Here is a 19,043-nt window from a genome sequence, read left to right on the forward strand (position 1 = left end):
TTAGTACTTGTCTTACGGAGGAATACCCAAGTTTGGCTGAAGGGATCGGTCTTGAAAACCGACAGGGGCTTCATCGCTCGCGGGGGTTCGAATCCCTCTTCCTCCTCCATTTTTACAAACATATAAAATTAAAATACATAAATCGTTACGGTTGATCCGTAACGATTTTTTTATTGACTTCTGAAAAGAAGCATCGGATAATACTACAAACTTGTTTCACGTGGAACGGAGGCATTTATGAAGAAAATAGCATTTGTAGGTGCAGGCGCAATGGCAGAAGCGCTCGTTAAAGGATTAATCGCAGCAGAGCATCTCCCAGCGAAAGGTATATGGCTGACGAATCATGCTAATGATGCGAGGCTACAAGAATTGCATGCAGCATATGGAGTAACGATTACGCGGAATCAGACGGATCTGTTAAAAGATGCAGACGTCATTATTTTATCGATGAAGCCGAAAGATGCCGAAGCTGCGTTATCATCTTTGAAATCAGCAAATCTTAATTCAAAACAAATTGTTGTATCGATATTGGCAGGAATTCACACTTCTTTTCTGGAAAGCTATCTACCATCCAATCAGCCGGTAGTTCGGGCGATGCCTAATACCTCTGCTACGATTCTCGAGGCAGCTACAGCAGTTGCTGCAGGAGTACATGCAGGTAGTGAGGATATGAAGGTCGTTAGCAGTTTGTTCAAGACTGTTGGAGAGGCTGTAGAGGTAGAGGAAGAGGCTATGGATGCAGTCACTGCCATTTCCGGCAGCGGTCCGGCTTATCTTTATTACATGATGGAAGCGTTGGAGGAAGCAAGCTCTCAAGTCGGTCTTGATGAGAGTGTTAGCAAACAGCTGTTGATCCAAACTTTCAAAGGGGCAGCGAAGATGCTTGAGCAGTCAGATCTAACCCCAGCTCAGCTGCGTGCGAACATCACGAGTGCTGGCGGCACAACAGCAGCGGGTATCAGCGTGCTGGAAGAGCAAGGTGTAAAAGCAGCTATTCAAGCATGTGTAAAAGCAGCGGCTGCCCGATCGAAGGAAATGGGACAAGCATTCAGCAAATAAAAAAAACGCCATTATAGGCGTTTTTTTTATTTGGAAGGCTGACGGGAAGTCCATTTACGGGAATGCTGGATAAAATGGCCGACCTTCTCTAAAATCGGTTCAATTGATGTATTTGGATTGTATAAATCATAGTCTGCTATATTCACTCGCAGTACAGGACAAGCATTAAAATCATTGATCCATTTTTCATAGCGGTGGAACATCTCTTCCCAATAGCTGATTGGTGTTTGCTGTTCCATCTCGCGGCCGCGCTGTTTAATTCGGCTGATGATATGATCGAAGGATCCTTCCAAGTAGATCAATAAATCCGGATGGGGGAAGTAAGGCGTCATAACCATCGCATCAAAGAGAGAACGATATGTTTCATAATCTACTTTGGACATATTACCTTCTTCAAACGCCATTTTAGCAAAGATTCCTGTATCTTCATAAATAGAACGGTCTTGAATGAAGCCGCCGCCATATTCAAAGATTCGCTTTTGCTCCTTGAAGCGTTCTGCTAGGAAGTAGACTTGAAGATGGAAACTCCAGCGTTCAAAATCAGCATAATATTTATCCAAGTAAGGATTTCCGTCTACTTTCTCAAAGCTTGTACGGAAGTCCAGTGCATCTGCTAATGCATGTGTCATTGTCGATTTTCCGACACCTACTGTACCTGCAATGGTAATGACACTGTCTGCGGGTATATGGTATTTCGCTCTAAGATTCATGATGATGTTACTCCTTTATCCAAGTGAGAGGAGATCCTGTCACAAATATACTTCCAATCCTGCTCGTTCTTTACAAAATCCAACTCATCACCGCTTAATCGAAGTACAGGTATGTGCGGGTTGTCTTGTTCGAAACGATCCATGAAGGTCTGGTAATCAGCCGACAATTGCTTCAAGTAATCCGGCTGGATAAGCTGTTCCGCTTTTCGGTCACGCATTTCGATCCGTTCAAGCAATGTTTCCAAACTGGCATCTAAATAGATGACCATATTAGGCAGCGCGATATCCTCTGTCAGAATAGAGAAGATCTTGCTGTATTTATCAAACTCGGGTGCAGCAAGTGTACGCTGGGCAAAAATCATATTCTTTGCGATATGATAATCTGCGACTACCGGCTGATTCTGGGAAAGATAATCCTTACGAATATCATTCAGCTGTTTGTAGCGGTTCGTCAAAAAGAACATTTCCAGCTGAAAGCTCCATTCCTCGATATTCTCATAGAACTTGCCTAGGAACGGGTTTTCTTCTACGATCTCCTTCAGCAACGTATACTGAAAGTGATCCGCAATTTTCTTAGCCAATGATGTCTTACCGACACCGATTGGACCTTCCACTGCAATAAAGGGCAGCTCGTGCATGATGTATCCTCCAAACTCAAACGTTGTATGGCAAATAAATATAGTTTACCATAGAAGGTCGCAAGCTTCGATATAGTGAAGGAAGAAACTAGTGGAAAAAGCGACAGACTTTGCAAGCTTTGTCGATTCAGTTATAATATAGTATGTCGTGGCTCCGTAGCTCAGGGGATAGAGCATCGGTTTCCTAAACCGTGTGTCGCAAGTTCGAATCTTGCCGGGGCCGTCTTAATAAGAAAAATTGCCACAGCCTGTTGAGGCTGTGGCTTTTTTTAAGTTAATTTCAGTATGACCGCACTTGCGATTGCTGTAATTATAAGTGAAATTACAGCAACCATCCCTTTCTTATTGCCAGTTCTATGGAGGGAATAAGCGAATAAACCAGTATAGATGGTGACGCCCAACGTCATGAGTATCAAATAGAAAATTGGCATCAATCCCGCACCCTTCCTATGTCGGATTGACGAAGTGTCTTTCCGAATTCAAGACTTGCTACTTTTACATGCAGCCGAACATGAGCATTGGGATAAATCTTATTGGACCAATCTGCCTGTTCATAATCCTTGATAGATAGAAACTTCTTTCGAATGTGGAGAGACCAGTAAAATGGTTCTGCCTTATATTCTTCCTGTGTTTTTTTCACTAGTTTTTCACCATTTTTAAGTATTTCTTTTTGTATAGAGTCGTAGAGGATTTTCCTTTTTTTCTGACTCTTCATATAATCTTCTGTGCTTGGAATGGCAAATATGTTCAAATGGGTCGTAATATATACATCGATCGTTGACGTCTGATTTTTTTTGTAATCAATTTTCACTTTGACTTTATCTAGTTGAACCCTTGCAGCTATATTGTATTCTGGTTCTAATGGATCTACAAAGGTAGAGAGAATAACCTGTTGGGGAAATGTGGGATCCATCATATGAATGTAGCGAGTTTCTTCACCAGTCAATGAGTCAATCATCTGGCCTTCCTTGAAAACAGCAGACCCCATAAATTGGGTTACGTTACCGCCATGAAAATCAATTTCCCCAGCTTTGTAGCTATCTTCATCACCATAACTGTCTTTTGGTTTCTTTACAGTAGAAGCATACGGCGCTACGAATAAATCGGCATCCCCTTCTGTAATCTGAAAGAACCGAACCAAAGGTGCATCTGGAATGACTCCTGTTTCTCTAGCACGATCGAGCATATATTGAAAGTATTTGTGTGGCCGAGATTCCAAATTGGGACTGTTATGCCGGACGAATTCTTCTGCTTTTTCTTTACTTATCACTAATTGGGCATTTAATTTTAAATCAACCGTACTTGGTGCCGATTGCATCAGATGAATGAACTCTTTGGAACGGGCCAGTTTCTCGGAAACGATGACTACCCGTACCTGCTCCAAGGTAATTTCCTTTGCTACAGATGAATTAGCAGTGCTTGTAGCTGATAGAAAATCAGTTCCTAATACACTAATCATTTCTTGAGCAGGTTCATTGGTGGAAGGAGTAGTTGCAGAGCTTCCTACTTCCGGGTTAGCAATCTCAAAGGTGAATCGAAATATATTATCACGGTCTGTTTTATCCACCGCGATGGTGATGACATAAGCCTGTTCTTCTAGCTCTTTCCTGTCATAACACCCACTCAGGATCATAGCTAGCTGCAGAAGAGACAAAATGAGGATAAATTGTCTCATGTTTTCTTTCTATCCTTCCAAAAAGCTGCTCCCCACAACAAAAAGGGAAAGATGAGGAACAGGGGCGTAATAATCTGCAGACTTGTTTCCCTGACAATGAGCTCATTGACAGCAAAGCTGGGTGGAATTAGGGACAACATCATGGAAATGAAGCCAATAGGCAGAAGAAGTCCTTCAAATCGCTTAATCTCAAATATAGCCCCAAAGATCCAGCATATGATATACAGATAGATAATGAAACGCAAGAAGCTGGAGAAAAGCCAGCCGATCATGAAGAAAGTGCTGATGTTTGTAAAAAAGTGGCCAAGTGTTACAATCTCTGTCGACTCCTGGTAAAGAAAAGCTATATTATTGATCGTGTTATAGTCGAACATCATCGTATAAAGAGCATAGAAAGAGACTATTAGAATACAGGAGAGTATTCCACCAGTATATATACCAAGTCGAAAATTCTTTGGCTGATGGAAAGCCTGATATGCAATTGGAAGGAGGAGGAATTCCAAAAAAGCCGAAGATTTACTAATCCCTTCTTTTAGGACAACATCTGCTCCGCCGCCGAAAATCGGAAAGATACGATATCCAACAGCATCCCTCATATCAACAATCAAGACTGCAAGGATAGTTAATACAATTACCGGAAGTAAAGCCCAAGTCAAGCTCCCGATCGTTTCCCATCCTTTATTAGCTATAAGGATGCAAATACTGATGAAGATGATATAGATAGCTATGGTGGGGGAGTTCGGAAAATAGAGATAGTTAATTTCTTCTACAACATTCCGCATATCAGTTGACAGAGCAACAAAACCACTCGCAAACAGAAGTAATCCTAAAATGGTGCCAGCCTTGTTTCCTATTAAGTGGAATGTGAGTTCAATCAAATTGAATCTTTTATATTTTTTCAGGAGGTACATTAGCACAAGGAAGGGAGCTAAAAGGACTAGGAAAGATACGATTGGACCAAGCCAGATAGCATTTTGAGCATGTTCTGCAAAAAGGGCAGGTGTGGTATCACCGCCTTTAAGACCAACAATCATAAAGACAATTGCCACCATCTCACGAGTACGCAACGGCTTCTTCGTCAATTCCACGTCTATCCCTCCTTCAATATTTGTCCCAATCTTTTGGATTCAGAAAGCCTGGTCTCCACCGTTCATTCTTCAAAATCTTTCGGAAAAAGGTATCATGTGTCGATTTCGTGGATGGTGTTGCAGGTGAGAAATAGCTGACACCAAATGACGAGATGGAGACGACGTACGCGACCCATAATAATATTGCACCTAACAGACTTAGCAACCCATACACGCTGGCAGCTGCTATGAAAAGAAAGCGGGAGATCCGCAATGTATGGTTGATGCTATAATTAGCGGCCGCAAATGAGGACAAGCCGCTTAATGCTACGATGATAACAACGATTGGACTAACAAGATTTGCCTCGACAGCAGCCTGACCTAGAATCAATGCCCCGACAATACCGATTGTCGGTCCTAGCGGCGATGGTATCCTTACTCCTGCTTCTCTAATCAATTCAAAAGCAACTTCCATCAGAAGGATTTCGAAAGCAATTGGGAGCGGTACACGCTCCCTGCTGCTGGCGATCGCGAGCAGCAAATCAATTGGCATCAACTGACTATGATAGTTTGTAACTGCTACATAGCTAGCAGATACAAAAAGGGTGATAAAATAGGCGATCGCTCGAATTAGTCGGCTGAAGTTCGCAAAAGCCCATCTCAAATACCGATCTTCTGGCGAATGGAAGAAAGACCAGATTGTAATAGGTGCAATCAAACAGGAAGAAGAATTATCCATAATGATGGCAATGTAACCATCCGATACAAAGTTGGATGCATTATCGGGTCTTTCGGTATAAAGCATTGAAGGAAATAGGGAAGACGGCCTTTCTTCAATGAATTGTTCCAAGATCTCAACATTCCGGATGTTATCAACTGTTATATTCTTAATCCGCTGCTTAATATTCTCCAACACTTCGTCATTAACTAAATCTCGTTCATAGATAAGGGTGACCGGCATTGCTGGTCGCATCCCAACATTGATATTTTCGACTATCAAATCTTTAGACGGTATCTTCTTCCGAAACATAGAGACATTTGTCGGTAAAGACTCTGTGAATGACTCCTTCGGTCCCTTTACGGTCTTCTCATTTTCTGCTTTTTCCACTGCACGATGCTTGAAATCTTGAATTTTCGCTTCGAATCCTTCTGCCAATCCTTCTTTGAAGATAATTACACTGCCTTCATTCAGGCCTTTTTCGGCTTCTCCCATATTCTTTATGGGAGTGATACTTGGTACGGATAAAATTTGATTAATCGGAATATCCTTTTTCACTTCCAATAACGGTGAAACAATATGATTACTCAGCTGTTGTGTATTTACTGTAGTGGAATAAAAGAGTAGGTGGTATTTGCCCGTCGGTCCATGAACCGACTTAGATTCGAAATCGTAATTCAATCCATAGGAATACTGTTCTTCTAGATATGCGATATTGTCTTTTAAGTTCTTTGATATCTTTCTGTTTTCTCGCTTCTCTATCGCTTCTGTCTTTTGTTTCTGCCAAGGAAACATAACCGATCACCTCACTCTCGTTTTGTTAGTGTGGCTAACTTGCTAACTTTTATGACACGAATCATCCCTAGCTTTCGATATTAAAAGCAGAATGGGTTGTGAAATTGTGACACCAACCGCTTTTATCTAGTACAAGGCTGCATAAGGTACTATAAGCAGTCAAAAAAAGAAAGGGAGATGGTCGAATGGTGAAAATCTATGTAGATCCAGGTCATGGAGGGTCAGATCCAGGAGCAACAGCAAACGGAATTCAAGAGAAGAATGTGGTGTTGGCAATTGGAACATCAATCCGAAATATCTTGCAGCTTGAATATGAAAATGCAGAGGTTCGTATGTCACGTACCGGGGATACGTTTCCGTCTCTTACTCAGCGTACGAATGATGCTAATGCTTGGGGCGCTGATTTCTTCCTCAGCATCCATATCAATGCTGGCGGAGGGACTGGATATGAGGATTTCATTTATTCCACATTATCGGACAGCTCTGCAACAGGGGTAATGCGAGCAAGAATTCACGAAGAAGTCATGAAACTAAATGGAATGTCGGATCGCGGCAGGAAAAAGGCGAATTTCCACGTACTTCGGGAGACAAATATGCCTGCTGTCCTGACGGAAAATGGATTTATTGATAATAGTGCCGATGCGGCGAAGATGAAATCCAACTCATGGATTCAGAATGTGGCGCGAGGTCATGTAAATGGTTTGGAGAAAGCACTTGGTCTAACGAAGAAATCCGGTTCAGGCTCAACTTTCTTGATTCGAGTGAAGGCCGCATCGCTATACTACTATGATGCGCCGGATTGGAATGCACGAGCTGGTACAGTGAGCCAAGGAGAAGTATTTACTGTAGTGGAGACATTAACTGTCGATGGTTCTACGATGTATAAGCTGAAGAGCGGGAACTATATTACAGCGAATCCGCAATATGTAGAAATTGTCTAAAACAAAAATGGCTGCCAATTGGCAGCCATTTTGCGTTAGAAATTTTAGGGGAAATCTTGAATTAAGTGTAGCACGAAATTTGCCGAAATTGGGTGCTGTTCTCACTTTCCCAAGTCCCCCTTGTTTCCTGTTAGTTTATCTGACAAAAGGATAGGCTCTTTCTTAATGACGGTCAGGATGACGATCAGGGTTTTCTTTCAATTTACCTGCTGTATCCTGCAAGTTTCCTTTTGCTTTGTCTTTCTTACCATCTGCCTGCATACCTTTGTCATTTTTGACATTACCGATTTGGTCTTTTGTTTCGCCTTTTACTTTAGAAACGGCACCCTTCACTTTATCACTAACACTTTGTTTATTTTCAGCCATTTATAATCCACTCCTTCTGTAAAATGTATATAAATCTCTTCCCGATGAAGAAAATAATAAACTTTTTAAGAAATATGTTTAATATACAAACAGAAGGGTATATTGGTATCAGGTATCCCCCATACCACTAATCTGCTAAGTGTAAGAAAAAGCCCGCTCTTTTAAAGAGTGGGCCTTTTTGTGTTTGTATCTTCCTTTATGGTGGAAAACAACTACCAGGAATAAAAAGAGGAGGATGAATGTGGAAACGCATAAGCTTTATATCAACGGACGTTTTATGACTTCACAAACAGAAGAGACAATTGATATCTTAAACCCGGCAACAGAGGAAGTCATCTCTAAAATCCCCAAATCGACAGAGGATGAAGTGAACCAAGCTGTGGATGGTGCTGCCGCAGCTCAAAAAGAGTGGGAGCAGACGCCGGCGATTGAGCGTGCTAAAATAGTGCGCCAGCTTGGAGATGAGCTGGAAAAACGAAAAGATACCTTTGTTTCCTTGCTTCAGGAAGAGCAAGGCAAGAATTATGAGCTTGCTACTGGAGAAGTGGATATGGCGATTGATTTCTTCCGCTACACATCAGAATGGGCACGCCGCATTGAAGGTGACATTGTCCCGAGTGACCGGCCAAATGAAAATATCTTTATCTATAAGAAGCCAATCGGGGTTGTAGCAGGTATCGTGCCATGGAACTTCCCTGTCTTTATTTTGGCGCGGAAAGTTGCACAGGCTCTCACCGCAGGATGTACACTTGTCTTGAAACCAAGTCAACAGACACCGAATACAGCTTACGAATTCACCAAGATGGTTGATGAATTGGGTATTATACCCGACGGCGTCTATCAGTATGTCACAGGGACAGGCTCTGCATTAGGAAATCAGCTTGCTTCCCATCCGAAAGTAGACATGATTTCGATTACAGGCAGTGTTACAGCTGGAACAAAAGTAATGGAGGCTGCTGCACAGAATATTACCAAAGTAAACCTGGAGCTTGGTGGTAAGGCACCTGCCATTGTGACGGCAAATGCTGATTTGGATTTAGCGGTAGAACAAATTAAAGCATCTCGCCTGCTGAATAACGGACAAACTTGTACGAATGCTGAGCGCGTTTATGTACACGAAAGTGTGGCAGAAACGTTTACGGAAAAACTCAAGCAGTCGTTTGAGGGAGTCTCTTATGGAGATCCTGCCAAAGATCATAATGTAGAGTTGGGACCGCTTGTCAGCAAGGATCGGTTGGAGACGGTCGAAGAGATGGTAGCGGCTGCTAAAGAGGAAGGCGCCAATTGTATCATCGGTGGTAAAAGACCAGATGCAGAATCCGGCTATTTCTATGAGCCAACTATCCTGACAAACGTTCAGCATGACTCGTCTATTATCAAAGATGAAATCTTCGGTCCGGTCGTTCCAGTTGTTACATTCACAAACTTGGAAGAGGCTATTGAAATGGGTAATGATACAGACTATGGTCTTTCTTCTTCTATCTATACAGAAAATCTGAATGAAGCGATGAAAGTGATCAACGAGCTTAAGTTCGGCGAAACGTATGTAAATCGTGAGAACATGGAAGCAGTCCAAGGATATCATGCAGGTATTCGTAAATCAGGTCTCGGCGGTACGGACGGTAAATACGGAATCGAGGACTTCCTGATTACGCAGGCAGTATATATGCAATATAAAAAATAACAACCATGGGCACCTGCGTATATACGCGGGTGTTCATTTTTATGATTTCACTTTGATTGGTAAGGAAAACAAGGTACAATGGAAATAACCTACTTGCTTTGCTGATGCAGACAGAGGCTTTTTTATTCGTATTTATTGTAAACGCTTACAAAATAAAGGGAAGGATGTCGAATCATGAAAATGTTAGCACCTCTCGCTGGAAAGCACAATGTAACGGATTTTGAAGCACTACGTCAGACGTTTGAGTGGAGTCAGATGGAGCGGGATTTTTCCTGGTTCCACACAGGCAAATTGAATGCAGCTTATGAAGCGATCGACCGTCATGCGGAAAATCCAGCTAAAGCGGATCAGCTTGCTCTTATTTTTCAGGATGGACAGACAGAGGAAAAATGGACGTTCACACAACTGAAGGAACGCAGCAATCAGGCAGCCAATATGCTGAAATCTCTCGGAGCAGCAAAAGGAGACCGTGTCTTTTTGTTCATGCCTCGCTGTCCTGATTTTTACGCAAGCTTTTTTGGTATTCTCAAAATTGGCGCAGTAGCTGGACCATTATTCGAAGCATTCATGGAGCAGGCAGTAGAAGATCGACTGAAGGACAGTGGTGCTAGCATCCTAATTACCACTGCAGAACTGCTGCAACGTGTTAACAGAGATAATTTGCCTGAATTGAAGGAAGTCATTGTACTAGAGTGCGAAACAGATGGAGTGCATGACTATACAGAATTGATGGATCAGGCATCAACCGAATTCGAGCCCGTCTGGCTGGATAAAGAGGATGGTATGCTGCTGCATTATACCTCCGGTTCCACTGGGAAGCCCAAAGGTGTCTATCATGCGCATCGGGCGATGATTCAGCATTATGCTACTGGCAAGTGGATCTTGGATTTACAGGAGGATGATGTCTATTGGTGTACCGCAGATCCGGGCTGGGTGACAGGAACGAGCTATGGCATATTCGGACCATGGCTGAATGGGGCAACAAATGTCATAGCTGGCGGCCGTTTCACCCCGGAAGCATGGTATAAGATCATCGAAAAGCATAAGGTAACAGTCTGGTACACAGCTCCGACTGCATTGCGGAAGCTGGCGGCTGCAGGAGATGAGGTTGCCCATTCCCATGATTTGTCCTCGCTTCGTCATGTTCTCAGTGTTGGGGAGCCACTGAACCCAGAGATTATCTATTGGGCGGAAGAAGTTTACGGCAAACGTATCCATGATACATGGTGGATGACCGAAACTGGCGCCATGCTCATCGTCAATCATCCAACACTATCGATCAAACCAGGAGCAATGGGCAAACCGATTCCAGGTGTCGAAGCTGCTATTATTGATGATGCAGGGAATGTACTGCCAGCGCATACAAGTGGAAATCTTGCAGTTAAGGCAGGATGGCCATCAATGATGAAGACAATATGGGGCAATCAAGAGAAGTTCGATAGTTACTTTATCAATGGCTGGTACGTGTCAGGTGATAGCGCCAAAATGGATGAAGAGGGCTATTTCTGGTTTGAAGGGCGTTTGGACGATGTGATAAACACTTCTGGAAAATTGGTTGGACCATTTGAAGTGGAAAGTAAGCTTATTGAGCATTATGCAGTTACCGAGGCTGCTGTGATCGGGAAACCGGATGAAGAGCGTGGGGAGATCATCAAAGCTTTTATCACATTGGATAAAGGGCATAAAGATTCCATGGAGTTGCGTGAAGAGATTCGTCAGTTCATTAAAAAAGGACTGAGTGCACATGCTGCACCAAGGGAAATTGAAATTGTCACCTCGATTCCAAAGACAAGAAGCGGTAAGATCATGCGACGTCTGCTTCGTGCCAAAGAGCTTGGTCTTCCGCTAGGTGATACATCGACTTTAGAGGAATAAGAGGTTTAATCGACAGCCAACGTGGAACTATACATTGTGTGATACTTTATAAAGGAGTGTTAGACAATGGCTAAAATTGCAACAGTAATTACTGATACTTTTGAAGACGTAGAATACACAGATCCAGCGAAAGCATTTAAAGAAGCAGGTCATGAAGTGACAACCATTGAATTTGAGGCAGGAAAAAGTGTGACAGGTAAGCAAGGGGAAGCAACAGTGTCTATCGATAAAGGCATCGATGATGTGAACCCATCTGATTTTGATGCACTGTTCATCCCTGGCGGTAATTCACCTGATAACTTGCGGGCGGATGATCGATTTGTTAACTTTGCGAAGCATTTCATGGATGAGAAGAAGCCTGTATTTGCAATTTGTCACGGACCGCAGCTGCTAATTACAGCTAAAACACTAGAAGGTCGAAAAGCGACAGGATATAAGTCCATTCAAGTGGATATGGAATACGCTGGCGCAACAGTCGAAGATAAGGAAGTTGTCGTATGCCAGAACCAGCTGGTTACAAGCAGACAACCGGATGATATTCCAGCATTCATCGACGAATCCTTGAAGCTATTGAAATAAGATTAAATTGCGACTCCCGGCTATATGCCGGGAGTTTTTCATAGGAGGGATAGAATGATCGTTCGAGAAAATAACGATGGGAAAACGGTGCTAATACCTCAGCATGCCCATGCAGCTATTTCCGGGGAAATAGCCAGGCATTGGCGAAAGGATGATCCAGATTCACCTGTTCAGCGTCCGGAGACTATCATGGCAATTGACCAACATGACAGAGCCTGGATACCTTTGGATGAGTTACCACAACGAAAACCCGATGGGAATGGATTCTACAGCTTTATCGATTATCCATTAACCGACAAGCTGCGTGCATATCAGCAGGGAATCATGGAAGTACGGGAACAATCTCGTTATGCGGCTGTATTGTGCAGCAGACATTATTGCTCCTTCTTTTCCGATGATACAGATGATGAACAGATAAAAGCATTTTTGAATCGGGAATACGGGTTGCAGCAGGCTGACATGCAAACACTAACATCAGCTGAGAAAGCTACGCTGGATATCGATCAGAAAATGCTCTCTTTCTGTGATGATGTTTCTTTGTACTTATGTATGAACCAGCCGGGAGTATCAAAGAAAGACGAAGTGAGCTGGTTCCGTGATGGCTTCAGAGAACAGTTTTCTTTTGCTGACAAGATTATTGGAGAGTGGGTTTCATCCGACGAGGTCAGGCTGACACCTTCCCCGCTCGAAGACACTGTGCGTGTAGCCATTCCGCAAGTGATAGTTGATGGAGATGAGTTCCGTGAAGTGAAGCTCTGGGTGACAGTGACATAAAAAAAGAGCAGTAGGTCTACTGCTCTCATAGCTTTCTGACTGTGAAATTATCGGTAAGTAACAACCAGTTTTGCGGAAAGGAAAGACCAAGCTTCCAATAACTGATTCCGCGCAGATTCAACTCCTTGATCAAATCGAATTTTGCCTGGATGGAGCGGGCATCTTCAAACCACACCTCATGCTGTGCACCAGCTGCTGTATACGTAAAGAAAGGTGCTTGCGCAGTAGTATCGTACTGAATCGAGACATTATTCTCACGAGCAATTGCGATGGCTCGCTGCGGACTGACGGCTTTGGCATAGTCTCCTCCTGGCTCGTATGGAAGTGTCCAATCATAGCCGTACAAGTTCTGTCCTAACATGATTTTGTTAGCAGGCATTTCAGTTAATGCATATTCCACAACATCTCTTACATTTGGCAATGGGGAGACGGCTAATGGCGGTCCGCCGCTATAACCCCATTCATAGGTCATCAAGATAACAAAGTCGACAATCTCCCCATGTGCAGCATAGTCATGTGCTTCGTACCATTGCCCTTGCTGGGTTGCGCTCGTTTTCGGTGCTACTGCTGTCGATACACGCAGTCCTTCAGGTCGAAGCCTGGCGACAGCGCGCCTTAGGAAATTGTTATAGTCTTCCCGATTCTCTGCCGGCAAAAATTCAATGTCGAAGTGCACCTCGCCAAAACCTACTTCATTGGCTGTATTGATAATATTCGTAAATAATCGATCTTGTACAGAAGTTGTGGTTACAATTCGAGTCCCTAATTCGGCACTGAACTGTCCGCCCTCAAGTGTGGAGACAGCAAGACTTAATGTCGTATTATTGGCCTGTGCAATTGCTGCAAAATCATTCAATGGCGGTGCGGTAAGGTTCCCTTCCCGATCTACTCTGTAACTAAAAGGCATCAAATAGGTGAGGTATGGGGCACGCTGTCTTGCTGCAGTCTCCAATGTCTGGGAAACAGTATTTCCGGATGGCTCGATATACGCATTTGATTCTATCTGCCTTTTTGGCTTTGGTGGCAGATAGAGACGCTGTCCTGGCTGCAGGACTGCTGATGCAGAAATATTATTGATTCGAGCGAGCTCTGTAACTGACAGGTTATTTCTTCTGGCTATCGTGTAAAGACTGTCGCCAGCTTGGACATAATAGAATGAGCCAATGATCGGGATCACCAGCGCCTGTCCGACGACAAGGTCATTTGGTGCTGCAAGTTCGTTTGCAGTAATCAATTCCTGACTTGTCGTACCATAACGGCTTGCAATGCTATTCAGTGAATCACCAGTCTGAACTACATATATTTGCAAAACGACTCCTCCTTTATAAAGCCTCTATAGAAAAGCTATGCTCGGAGGAGCCGTCTTATGTTAGATTGAATCTGTATTGGCATTGAGAGTCGCTTCAATAACACGCAATGCATCTTCATTTTGTTCTTTTGTATTAGAAGCTACACAATTTCTCGGCACATCCAGCTTGAACTCCCGCATATGGGCATCATTCGCGGAGAAAATAACACAAATATTACCCGCAACACCTGCTAGAATAACTCGTTCGCAATCTAAATCCTTTAATAAAGATGGCAGTGATGTCTGGAAAAAAGCAGAATGCTTCGGTTTTAAAAGAAAATAATCATCTTCTTGCGGCATCATACTATCGATGATTTCCTTGTTATCTTCATTCCGGCAATAGTCAGCTATTTTTTTGAAGTTATCCTGCCAGATTCCGTAGTGGTCGTTCACAAAGATGACTGGCCAATCATTTTCTTTTGCTTTTTTGCGAAGCTTCTCCCAATTAGGCAATATTTCTTTTGTATTTTCCAGCAGCTTATCACCGCCGGGAAAATCAAATGTGTTGAACACATCTATAAACAGAACGGCTTTTTTGTCACTCATGATAATTCTCCTTTACTTCGTAGTAGGAAGCTTCTTATACTTATACATTATCAACTTTACGTAATTTGAAACCTTTAGATAGAAATGTGGGAGATAGATATGACGACCGATGCTTACTGGATGGAGCAAGCGATAAATGAAGCGAAGCGAGCGGAGCATCTTGGAGAAGTTCCAATTGGAGCTATTATTGTGAAGGATGGAGAAATCATCGCTTCTGGCTTTAATCTTAGAGAAACGACGCAGCAGGCACACTCACATGCAGAAATGCATGCAATCCAGGCAGCTAATGAAAAGGTAGGCAGCTGGCGATTGGAGGATTGTGATTTGTACGTGACCCTTGAGCCTTGCCCAATGTGTGCAGGTGCTATCATCCAATCACGGATCCGACGGGTAGTGTTTGGTGCGTATGATCCGAAAGCAGGCTGTGCGGGAACTTTATATAATTTACTGGAAGATGATCGGTTCAATCACCAGACAGAAGTGACTGGCGGTGTGCTGCAAGAGGAATGCGGCGGACTGCTGACCTCATTTTTCCGAGAACTCCGAAAGCGAAAAGCAGAGAAAAACAGCCGGATTTGATTTTTCACTATAAACAAGCTATACTATGAAGTGCGCTATCGAAGCGCCTAACTTTATTCACAACTTAGCCGTGCTAAGCGGGGAGGTAGCGGTGCCCTGTACTCGCAATCCGCTATAGCGAGGCCGAATTCCCGCCCGAGGTAATGCGGCTTTAAGGTCTGCCATAAGGAATTGGTGTTGACACCCGGGTCCTGCGCAACAGGAAACTGTGAACCCTGTCAGGTCCGGAAGGAAGCAGCAGTAAGCAGTCTCTCCTGTGTGCCGCGGGGAAGCCTGGGTCGAGCCATGAACTTATGTAACGCTTAGATCCGTATTATCGACGGTGGGTGCACGGCGCTTAATTAATAAACAATCAGAGTCCTTGCCATTTTGGTAAGGGCTCTTTTTATACATGTAGTATCAGTAAACTAATTCCGTTATAATGAAGGAAGAATGAAAAAAGGAGCGCGGCGCAATGAGTTATCAAGCATTATACCGTGTCTGGAGGCCAAGGACATTTGCTGATGTAGTAGGCCAGGAGCCAATTATCCGTACATTGAAGAATGCCATCATGCAGGATAAGTTCTCGCATGCCTACTTGTTTTCCGGTCCGCGTGGTACTGGGAAGACAAGTGCGGCGAAGATCTTTGCAAAGACCATCAACTGTGAGCATGCACCGGTAGAGGAAGCGTGTAACGAGTGTGTGGCTTGCAAGGGTATACAAGATGGTTCAATTTCGGATGTGATCGAAATTGATGCGGCGTCCAATAATGGTGTCGAACAAATCCGAGACATCCGAGATAAAGTGAAATATGCTCCTAGCGCGGTCAAATATAAAGTGTATATTATCGATGAAGTTCATATGCTCTCAATTGGAGCATTTAATGCACTTCTCAAGACATTGGAAGAGCCGCCGAAACATGTTGTGTTCATCTTAGCGACAACAGAACCGCATAAGATTCCGCTGACTATCATTTCCCGCTGTCAGCGTTTCGATTTCAAACGTATCAACCAGCAGGCGATGGTAAACAGAATGCAGGAGATTCTGGAGAAGGAGCAAATCACAGTATCCGATGATGCAGTCGAGTCAGTTGCATTAGCAGCAGAAGGCGGAATGCGGGATGCACTCAGTTTGCTTGATCAGGCAATTTCCTATAGTGAAGATGGTGTGGAGCTGGCGGATGTGCTTGCTGTTACCGGTGCCGTTTCCCAGGATAGACTGACAGAGGTTATCCGGGCTTGTGCCAGACAAGATGTACAAACAGCACTTGAACAAGTAGATCTGCTGATACAGGATGGAAAGGATCCAGGGCGTTTCGTTTTTGATCTTATCTATTACTTACGGGATTTGCTTATGTTCCAAAGTGCACCTGGTATGGAGAACATTCTTGAACGTGTGCTCGTGGATGATAGTTTCAAACAACTGGCAGAGGAAGTGGATGCTTCTTGGATCCAGGCAGCGATTGTAGAACTTAACCGTTGTCAGCAGGAGATCAAGTGGGCAAACAGTCCGAAAGTTTTCGTTGAAATTGCAATTCTGCACATTGCAGATCAGAGTGCTCCGACAGCTAGTGTGGAAGCCGAGGCTGTGCAGCAGCTGACACGTAAGATCTCTCAGCTGGAGCAGGAATTAAAACAATTGAAATTGCAGCCGCAATCAGCAGCAGCTCCTGCCGAACAGCCTAAGCGTCCAGTACGAACAGGCAGCAAGAACAGCTATCGTGTTCCATTTGAACGCATACGCCAAGTATTATCAGAAGCAACAAAGGATGAACTGAAGCTGGTAGCCGAGCACTGGGCAAGCTTTATGGATGCCCTTAAGAGGCAGAGCGCTCCTGCGCATGCTACGATTTTGAATAGTAAGCCAAGAGCAGCGTCGCAGAATGCACTAATTATAGGTTTCAAATATGAGATCCACTGTTCACTTGCCTTGGAACACAAAGACACGATAGAATCATTACTAGCAGAACGGATCGGACACCAAGTTATGGTCATACCGGTTCCGGAGGCAAATTGGACAGAACTGCGGGAAGATTTCCTGAAAAATCAGAAGCAGCAGGATCCTTCTGAGGATGGAAAGCAAGAGGAAGACCCGATTATTGCTGAGGCCAGGAAGCTGGTCGGTGATGATTTGCTCGAAATAAAAGACTAATAACCAAATTCAAGGAGGGATTTTTCCATGCGTGGTGGTGGGAATATGAACAATATGATGAAACAGATGCAGAAAATGCAGAAGAAAATGATGCAGGCTCAGGAAGAGCTTCATGAAATGACTTTCGAAGCAACTGCAGGAGGCGGTGCTGTAAAGGTAATCGCTAATGGTAAAAAGGAAATCACTGATGTAGTCATCCAGGAAGAGGTAGTAGATCCGGATGATGTAGAAATGCTCCAAGATCTTATTATTTCTGCAACAAATGAAGTGTTGAAGCAAGTCGACGACAAATCTAACCAAACAATGGGGCAGTTCACGAAAGGGTTACCTGGAGGAATGTTCTAGGAGGCAACTAAATAAATGTATTATCCCGAACCGATTTCGAAGCTGATAGACAGCTTTACTAAATTGCCTGGAATCGGACCAAAGACTGCCGTGCGTCTTGCCTTTCATGTACTTAGCATGAAGGAAGATGACGTCATGGATTTTGCGAAGGCATTAATCAATGCTAAACGTGAATTGACCCACTGCAGCATCTGCGGTCATATCACCGATCAGGATCCTTGTAGTATTTGTCAGGATGAAGCAAGAGACAGCTCTCTTATTTGTGTGGTACAGGACCCGAAAGATGTCATCGCTATGGAGAAGATGCGTGAATTCAATGGGAAATATCATGTATTGCATGGAGCTATTTCTCCGATGGATGGTATCGGACCTGAAGATATCAATGTCCCGTCTCTATTGAACCGCCTGAAGGATGAGGAAGTGAAGGAATTGATCCTAGCTACCAATCCGAACATAGAAGGTGAAGCAACAGCGATGTATATATCCAAACTAGTCAAACCATCTGGTATACGAACAACAAGGATTGCACACGGCCTGCCAATGGGTGGAGATCTGGAGTATGCGGATGAAGTCACCCTTTCCAAAGCGATGGAAGGCAGAAGAGAACTGTAAAGCAGGTGAGATTAATGGCTGGCAGAAGATTGAAGAGATCTGATGTGGACAAAGAGTTGTTAACTGATATATTCAAGATGAAGAACGATTGGGTGAGCATTCAATCTATAATAGAGAGAAGTGTCGATGCGAGTGAAATGGGGCAGTATGATCTACAGGTGGCGCAAGCCAAGTATCTGTTCATGCTTCGTGAAGCAAGACACCGAAACTTAAGCGCATTGCGTACTTAACGCAATGCGTGTTCTTTTTTCTTGTCCGTACTCATAATTTAGAAAACAGGACAAGTTAAAGGAGAGATGAAATGTGTCATATGCAATAATCGGTATCCTGTTAGCTGCAGTTGTAGTTTTACTCATTTCAGGAACGTCAGGCAAGCTGTTCAGTTTAATGCTCAAAGGTTCAGTTAGGCTTATTCTTGGTGTCTTTCTATTATTTCTATTTAATGTAGTAGGAGCACTTGCCGGACTCCACATCCCGATAAATGCCGCAACAACAGTATTAGTGGGTGTATTAGGCATCCCGGGAATAGCATCTCTGGCGGCAATTCAATATTTTTTATTATAAAGTGTTGCAGTATACCCTAATTCATGATATATTATTC

General features: G+C 43.5%; 21 protein-coding genes, 2 tRNA genes and 1 other RNA gene. 15 read left to right on the top strand and 9 right to left on the bottom strand.

The window, feature by feature from the left end:
• The first annotated feature begins 16 nt into the window (after positions 1–16).
• Positions 17–109, top strand: a tRNA-Ser gene (locus tag CHH48_RS18420).
• Positions 110–237: 128 nt separating this feature from the next.
• On the top strand, positions 238–1,059 hold the full coding sequence (proC, locus tag CHH48_RS18425; RefSeq protein ID WP_095220716.1) for a pyrroline-5-carboxylate reductase: 822 nt from the start codon (positions 238–240) through the stop codon (positions 1,057–1,059).
• Between the two features lie 26 nt (positions 1,060–1,085).
• Here the strand turns inward: proC and CHH48_RS18430 are convergent, their stop codons facing one another.
• Both CHH48_RS18430 and CHH48_RS18435 read right to left on the bottom strand, forming a co-directional pair.
• Positions 1,086–1,769 (bottom strand): deoxynucleoside kinase, encoded by a 684-nt coding sequence (locus CHH48_RS18430; RefSeq protein ID WP_095220717.1) that lies wholly within the window; start codon positions 1,767–1,769, stop codon positions 1,086–1,088.
• Positions 1,766–2,407 (bottom strand): deoxynucleoside kinase, encoded by a 642-nt coding sequence (locus tag CHH48_RS18435; RefSeq protein ID WP_095220718.1) that lies wholly within the window; start codon positions 2,405–2,407, stop codon positions 1,766–1,768. Before CHH48_RS18435 ends, CHH48_RS18430 begins: the two co-directional genes overlap by 4 nt.
• A 150-nt stretch (positions 2,408–2,557) precedes the next feature.
• Between CHH48_RS18435 and CHH48_RS18440 the strand changes: the two genes are divergently transcribed.
• Positions 2,558–2,630: transfer RNA gene (locus CHH48_RS18440), tRNA-Arg, on the top strand.
• A 46-nt stretch (positions 2,631–2,676) separates the two neighbouring features.
• On the opposite strand, the gene CHH48_RS19650 is transcribed toward CHH48_RS18440, so the two are convergent.
• From CHH48_RS19650 to CHH48_RS18455, 4 genes are read right to left on the bottom strand one after another with little or no spacing between them, the layout of a single operon-like run.
• Positions 2,677–2,838 carry a hypothetical protein gene (locus CHH48_RS19650; RefSeq protein ID WP_175074065.1) on the bottom strand — a complete coding sequence of 54 codons (162 nt, stop codon included), beginning with the start codon at positions 2,836–2,838 and terminating at the stop codon, positions 2,677–2,679.
• Positions 2,838–4,082: a Ger(x)C family spore germination protein gene (locus CHH48_RS18445; protein ID WP_095220719.1), complete on the bottom strand. Its 1,245-nt coding sequence runs from the start codon at positions 4,080–4,082 to the stop codon at positions 2,838–2,840. Before CHH48_RS18445 ends, CHH48_RS19650 begins: the two co-directional genes overlap by 1 nt.
• Positions 4,079–5,170 carry a GerAB/ArcD/ProY family transporter gene (locus CHH48_RS18450; RefSeq protein ID WP_095220720.1) on the bottom strand — a complete coding sequence of 364 codons (1,092 nt, stop codon included), beginning with the start codon at positions 5,168–5,170 and terminating at the stop codon, positions 4,079–4,081. The genes CHH48_RS18445 and CHH48_RS18450 overlap by 4 nt, the downstream gene beginning before the upstream one ends.
• A gap of 13 nt (positions 5,171–5,183) precedes the next feature.
• Positions 5,184–6,662, bottom strand: coding sequence for a spore germination protein (locus CHH48_RS18455; protein ID WP_095220721.1), 1,479 nt, complete (start codon positions 6,660–6,662; stop codon positions 5,184–5,186).
• A 185-nt stretch (positions 6,663–6,847) separates the two neighbouring features.
• On the opposite strand from CHH48_RS18455, the gene CHH48_RS18460 reads away from it, so the two are divergent.
• Positions 6,848–7,603 carry an N-acetylmuramoyl-L-alanine amidase gene (locus CHH48_RS18460; protein WP_093881376.1) on the top strand — a complete coding sequence of 252 codons (756 nt, stop codon included), beginning with the start codon at positions 6,848–6,850 and terminating at the stop codon, positions 7,601–7,603.
• A 162-nt stretch (positions 7,604–7,765) separates the two neighbouring features.
• On the opposite strand, the gene CHH48_RS18465 is transcribed toward CHH48_RS18460, so the two are convergent.
• A complete protein-coding gene (locus CHH48_RS18465; RefSeq protein WP_095220722.1) occupies positions 7,766–7,969 on the bottom strand; it encodes a CsbD family protein in 204 nt (67 codons plus the stop codon).
• Positions 7,970–8,210: 241 nt separating this feature from the next.
• On the opposite strand from CHH48_RS18465, the gene aldA reads away from it, so the two are divergent.
• From aldA to CHH48_RS18485, 4 genes are all read left to right on the top strand, one after another.
• Positions 8,211–9,653 carry an aldehyde dehydrogenase gene (gene aldA, locus CHH48_RS18470; protein WP_095220723.1) on the top strand — a complete coding sequence of 481 codons (1,443 nt, stop codon included), beginning with the start codon at positions 8,211–8,213 and terminating at the stop codon, positions 9,651–9,653.
• A 174-nt stretch (positions 9,654–9,827) separates the two neighbouring features.
• Positions 9,828–11,528 carry an acetate--CoA ligase gene (acsA, locus tag CHH48_RS18475; protein ID WP_095220724.1) on the top strand — a complete coding sequence of 567 codons (1,701 nt, stop codon included), beginning with the start codon at positions 9,828–9,830 and terminating at the stop codon, positions 11,526–11,528.
• A gap of 66 nt (positions 11,529–11,594) precedes the next feature.
• On the top strand, positions 11,595–12,107 hold the full coding sequence (locus CHH48_RS18480; protein ID WP_095220725.1) for a type 1 glutamine amidotransferase domain-containing protein: 513 nt from the start codon (positions 11,595–11,597) through the stop codon (positions 12,105–12,107).
• 54 nt (positions 12,108–12,161) lie between these two features.
• The gene (locus CHH48_RS18485; protein WP_176466512.1) at positions 12,162–12,881 is read left to right on the top strand and encodes a DUF3891 family protein; all 720 of its coding nucleotides are present in this window, start codon (positions 12,162–12,164) and stop codon (positions 12,879–12,881) included.
• Between the two features lie 25 nt (positions 12,882–12,906).
• On the opposite strand, the gene CHH48_RS18490 is transcribed toward CHH48_RS18485, so the two are convergent.
• Both CHH48_RS18490 and CHH48_RS18495 read right to left on the bottom strand, forming a co-directional pair.
• On the bottom strand, positions 12,907–14,190 hold the full coding sequence (locus tag CHH48_RS18490) for a LysM peptidoglycan-binding domain-containing protein (protein WP_095220727.1): 1,284 nt from the start codon (positions 14,188–14,190) through the stop codon (positions 12,907–12,909).
• A gap of 60 nt (positions 14,191–14,250) precedes the next feature.
• Positions 14,251–14,775, bottom strand: a complete 525-nt coding sequence (locus CHH48_RS18495; protein WP_095220728.1) for a cysteine hydrolase family protein — start codon at positions 14,773–14,775, stop codon at positions 14,251–14,253.
• Between the two features lie 99 nt (positions 14,776–14,874).
• Between CHH48_RS18495 and tadA the strand changes: the two genes are divergently transcribed.
• The 7 genes from tadA (at position 14,875) to CHH48_RS18530 (ending at position 19,006) form a co-directional block, all read left to right on the top strand.
• Entirely contained in the window at positions 14,875–15,354 is a 480-nt protein-coding gene (tadA, locus tag CHH48_RS18500) for a tRNA adenosine(34) deaminase TadA (protein WP_095220729.1), read from the top strand.
• Positions 15,355–15,422: 68 nt separating this feature from the next.
• Positions 15,423–15,688, top strand: an RNA gene (gene ffs / locus CHH48_RS18505) — signal recognition particle sRNA large type.
• A gap of 120 nt (positions 15,689–15,808) precedes the next feature.
• Positions 15,809–17,485 (top strand): DNA polymerase III subunit gamma/tau, encoded by a 1,677-nt coding sequence (gene dnaX / locus CHH48_RS18510; RefSeq protein WP_095220730.1) that lies wholly within the window; start codon positions 15,809–15,811, stop codon positions 17,483–17,485.
• Positions 17,486–17,512: 27 nt separating this feature from the next.
• Positions 17,513–17,830 carry a YbaB/EbfC family nucleoid-associated protein gene (locus CHH48_RS18515; RefSeq protein ID WP_095220731.1) on the top strand — a complete coding sequence of 106 codons (318 nt, stop codon included), beginning with the start codon at positions 17,513–17,515 and terminating at the stop codon, positions 17,828–17,830.
• 15 nt (positions 17,831–17,845) lie between these two features.
• Complete coding sequence (gene recR / locus CHH48_RS18520; protein WP_038562527.1) at positions 17,846–18,442, top strand: recombination mediator RecR; 597 nt, start codon at positions 17,846–17,848, stop codon at positions 18,440–18,442.
• A gap of 14 nt (positions 18,443–18,456) precedes the next feature.
• The gene (locus CHH48_RS18525) at positions 18,457–18,672 is read left to right on the top strand and encodes a YaaL family protein (protein ID WP_095220732.1); all 216 of its coding nucleotides are present in this window, start codon (positions 18,457–18,459) and stop codon (positions 18,670–18,672) included.
• 73 nt (positions 18,673–18,745) lie between these two features.
• Positions 18,746–19,006, top strand: coding sequence for a pro-sigmaK processing inhibitor BofA family protein (locus CHH48_RS18530; protein ID WP_095220733.1), 261 nt, complete (start codon positions 18,746–18,748; stop codon positions 19,004–19,006).
• Positions 19,007–19,043 lie beyond the last annotated feature (37 nt).

Origin of the sequence: Terribacillus saccharophilus, assembly GCF_002272075.1 — a bacterium.
GTDB classification, from domain to species: Bacteria; Bacillota; Bacilli; order Bacillales; family Amphibacillaceae; genus Terribacillus; species Terribacillus saccharophilus_A.

What these genes read in the sequence shown, in the direction of transcription:
- CHH48_RS18460 (WP_093881376.1), top strand. Translation starts at nt 6,848, where the DNA reads ATGGTGAAAATCTATGTAGATCCAGGTCATGGAGGGTCAGATCCAGGA.
- CHH48_RS18515 (WP_095220731.1), top strand. Translation starts at nt 17,513, where the DNA reads ATGCGTGGTGGTGGGAATATGAACAATATGATGAAACAGATGCAGAAA.
- CHH48_RS18455 (WP_095220721.1), bottom strand. Translation starts at nt 6,662, where the DNA reads ATGTTTCCTTGGCAGAAACAAAAGACAGAAGCGATAGAGAAGCGAGAA.
- dnaX (WP_095220730.1), top strand. Translation starts at nt 15,809, where the DNA reads ATGAGTTATCAAGCATTATACCGTGTCTGGAGGCCAAGGACATTTGCT.
- proC (WP_095220716.1), top strand. Translation starts at nt 238, where the DNA reads ATGAAGAAAATAGCATTTGTAGGTGCAGGCGCAATGGCAGAAGCGCTC.
- recR (WP_038562527.1), top strand. Translation starts at nt 17,846, where the DNA reads ATGTATTATCCCGAACCGATTTCGAAGCTGATAGACAGCTTTACTAAA.
- CHH48_RS18485 (WP_176466512.1), top strand. Translation starts at nt 12,162, where the DNA reads ATGATCGTTCGAGAAAATAACGATGGGAAAACGGTGCTAATACCTCAG.
- CHH48_RS19650 (WP_175074065.1), bottom strand. Translation starts at nt 2,838, where the DNA reads ATGCCAATTTTCTATTTGATACTCATGACGTTGGGCGTCACCATCTAT.
- CHH48_RS18495 (WP_095220728.1), bottom strand. Translation starts at nt 14,775, where the DNA reads ATGAGTGACAAAAAAGCCGTTCTGTTTATAGATGTGTTCAACACATTT.
- CHH48_RS18430 (WP_095220717.1), bottom strand. Translation starts at nt 1,769, where the DNA reads ATGAATCTTAGAGCGAAATACCATATACCCGCAGACAGTGTCATTACC.
- CHH48_RS18525 (WP_095220732.1), top strand. Translation starts at nt 18,457, where the DNA reads ATGGCTGGCAGAAGATTGAAGAGATCTGATGTGGACAAAGAGTTGTTA.
- tadA (WP_095220729.1), top strand. Translation starts at nt 14,875, where the DNA reads ATGACGACCGATGCTTACTGGATGGAGCAAGCGATAAATGAAGCGAAG.
- CHH48_RS18435 (WP_095220718.1), bottom strand. Translation starts at nt 2,407, where the DNA reads ATGCACGAGCTGCCCTTTATTGCAGTGGAAGGTCCAATCGGTGTCGGT.
- CHH48_RS18480 (WP_095220725.1), top strand. Translation starts at nt 11,595, where the DNA reads ATGGCTAAAATTGCAACAGTAATTACTGATACTTTTGAAGACGTAGAA.
- CHH48_RS18445 (WP_095220719.1), bottom strand. Translation starts at nt 4,082, where the DNA reads ATGAGACAATTTATCCTCATTTTGTCTCTTCTGCAGCTAGCTATGATC.
- CHH48_RS18465 (WP_095220722.1), bottom strand. Translation starts at nt 7,969, where the DNA reads ATGGCTGAAAATAAACAAAGTGTTAGTGATAAAGTGAAGGGTGCCGTT.
- acsA (WP_095220724.1), top strand. Translation starts at nt 9,828, where the DNA reads ATGAAAATGTTAGCACCTCTCGCTGGAAAGCACAATGTAACGGATTTT.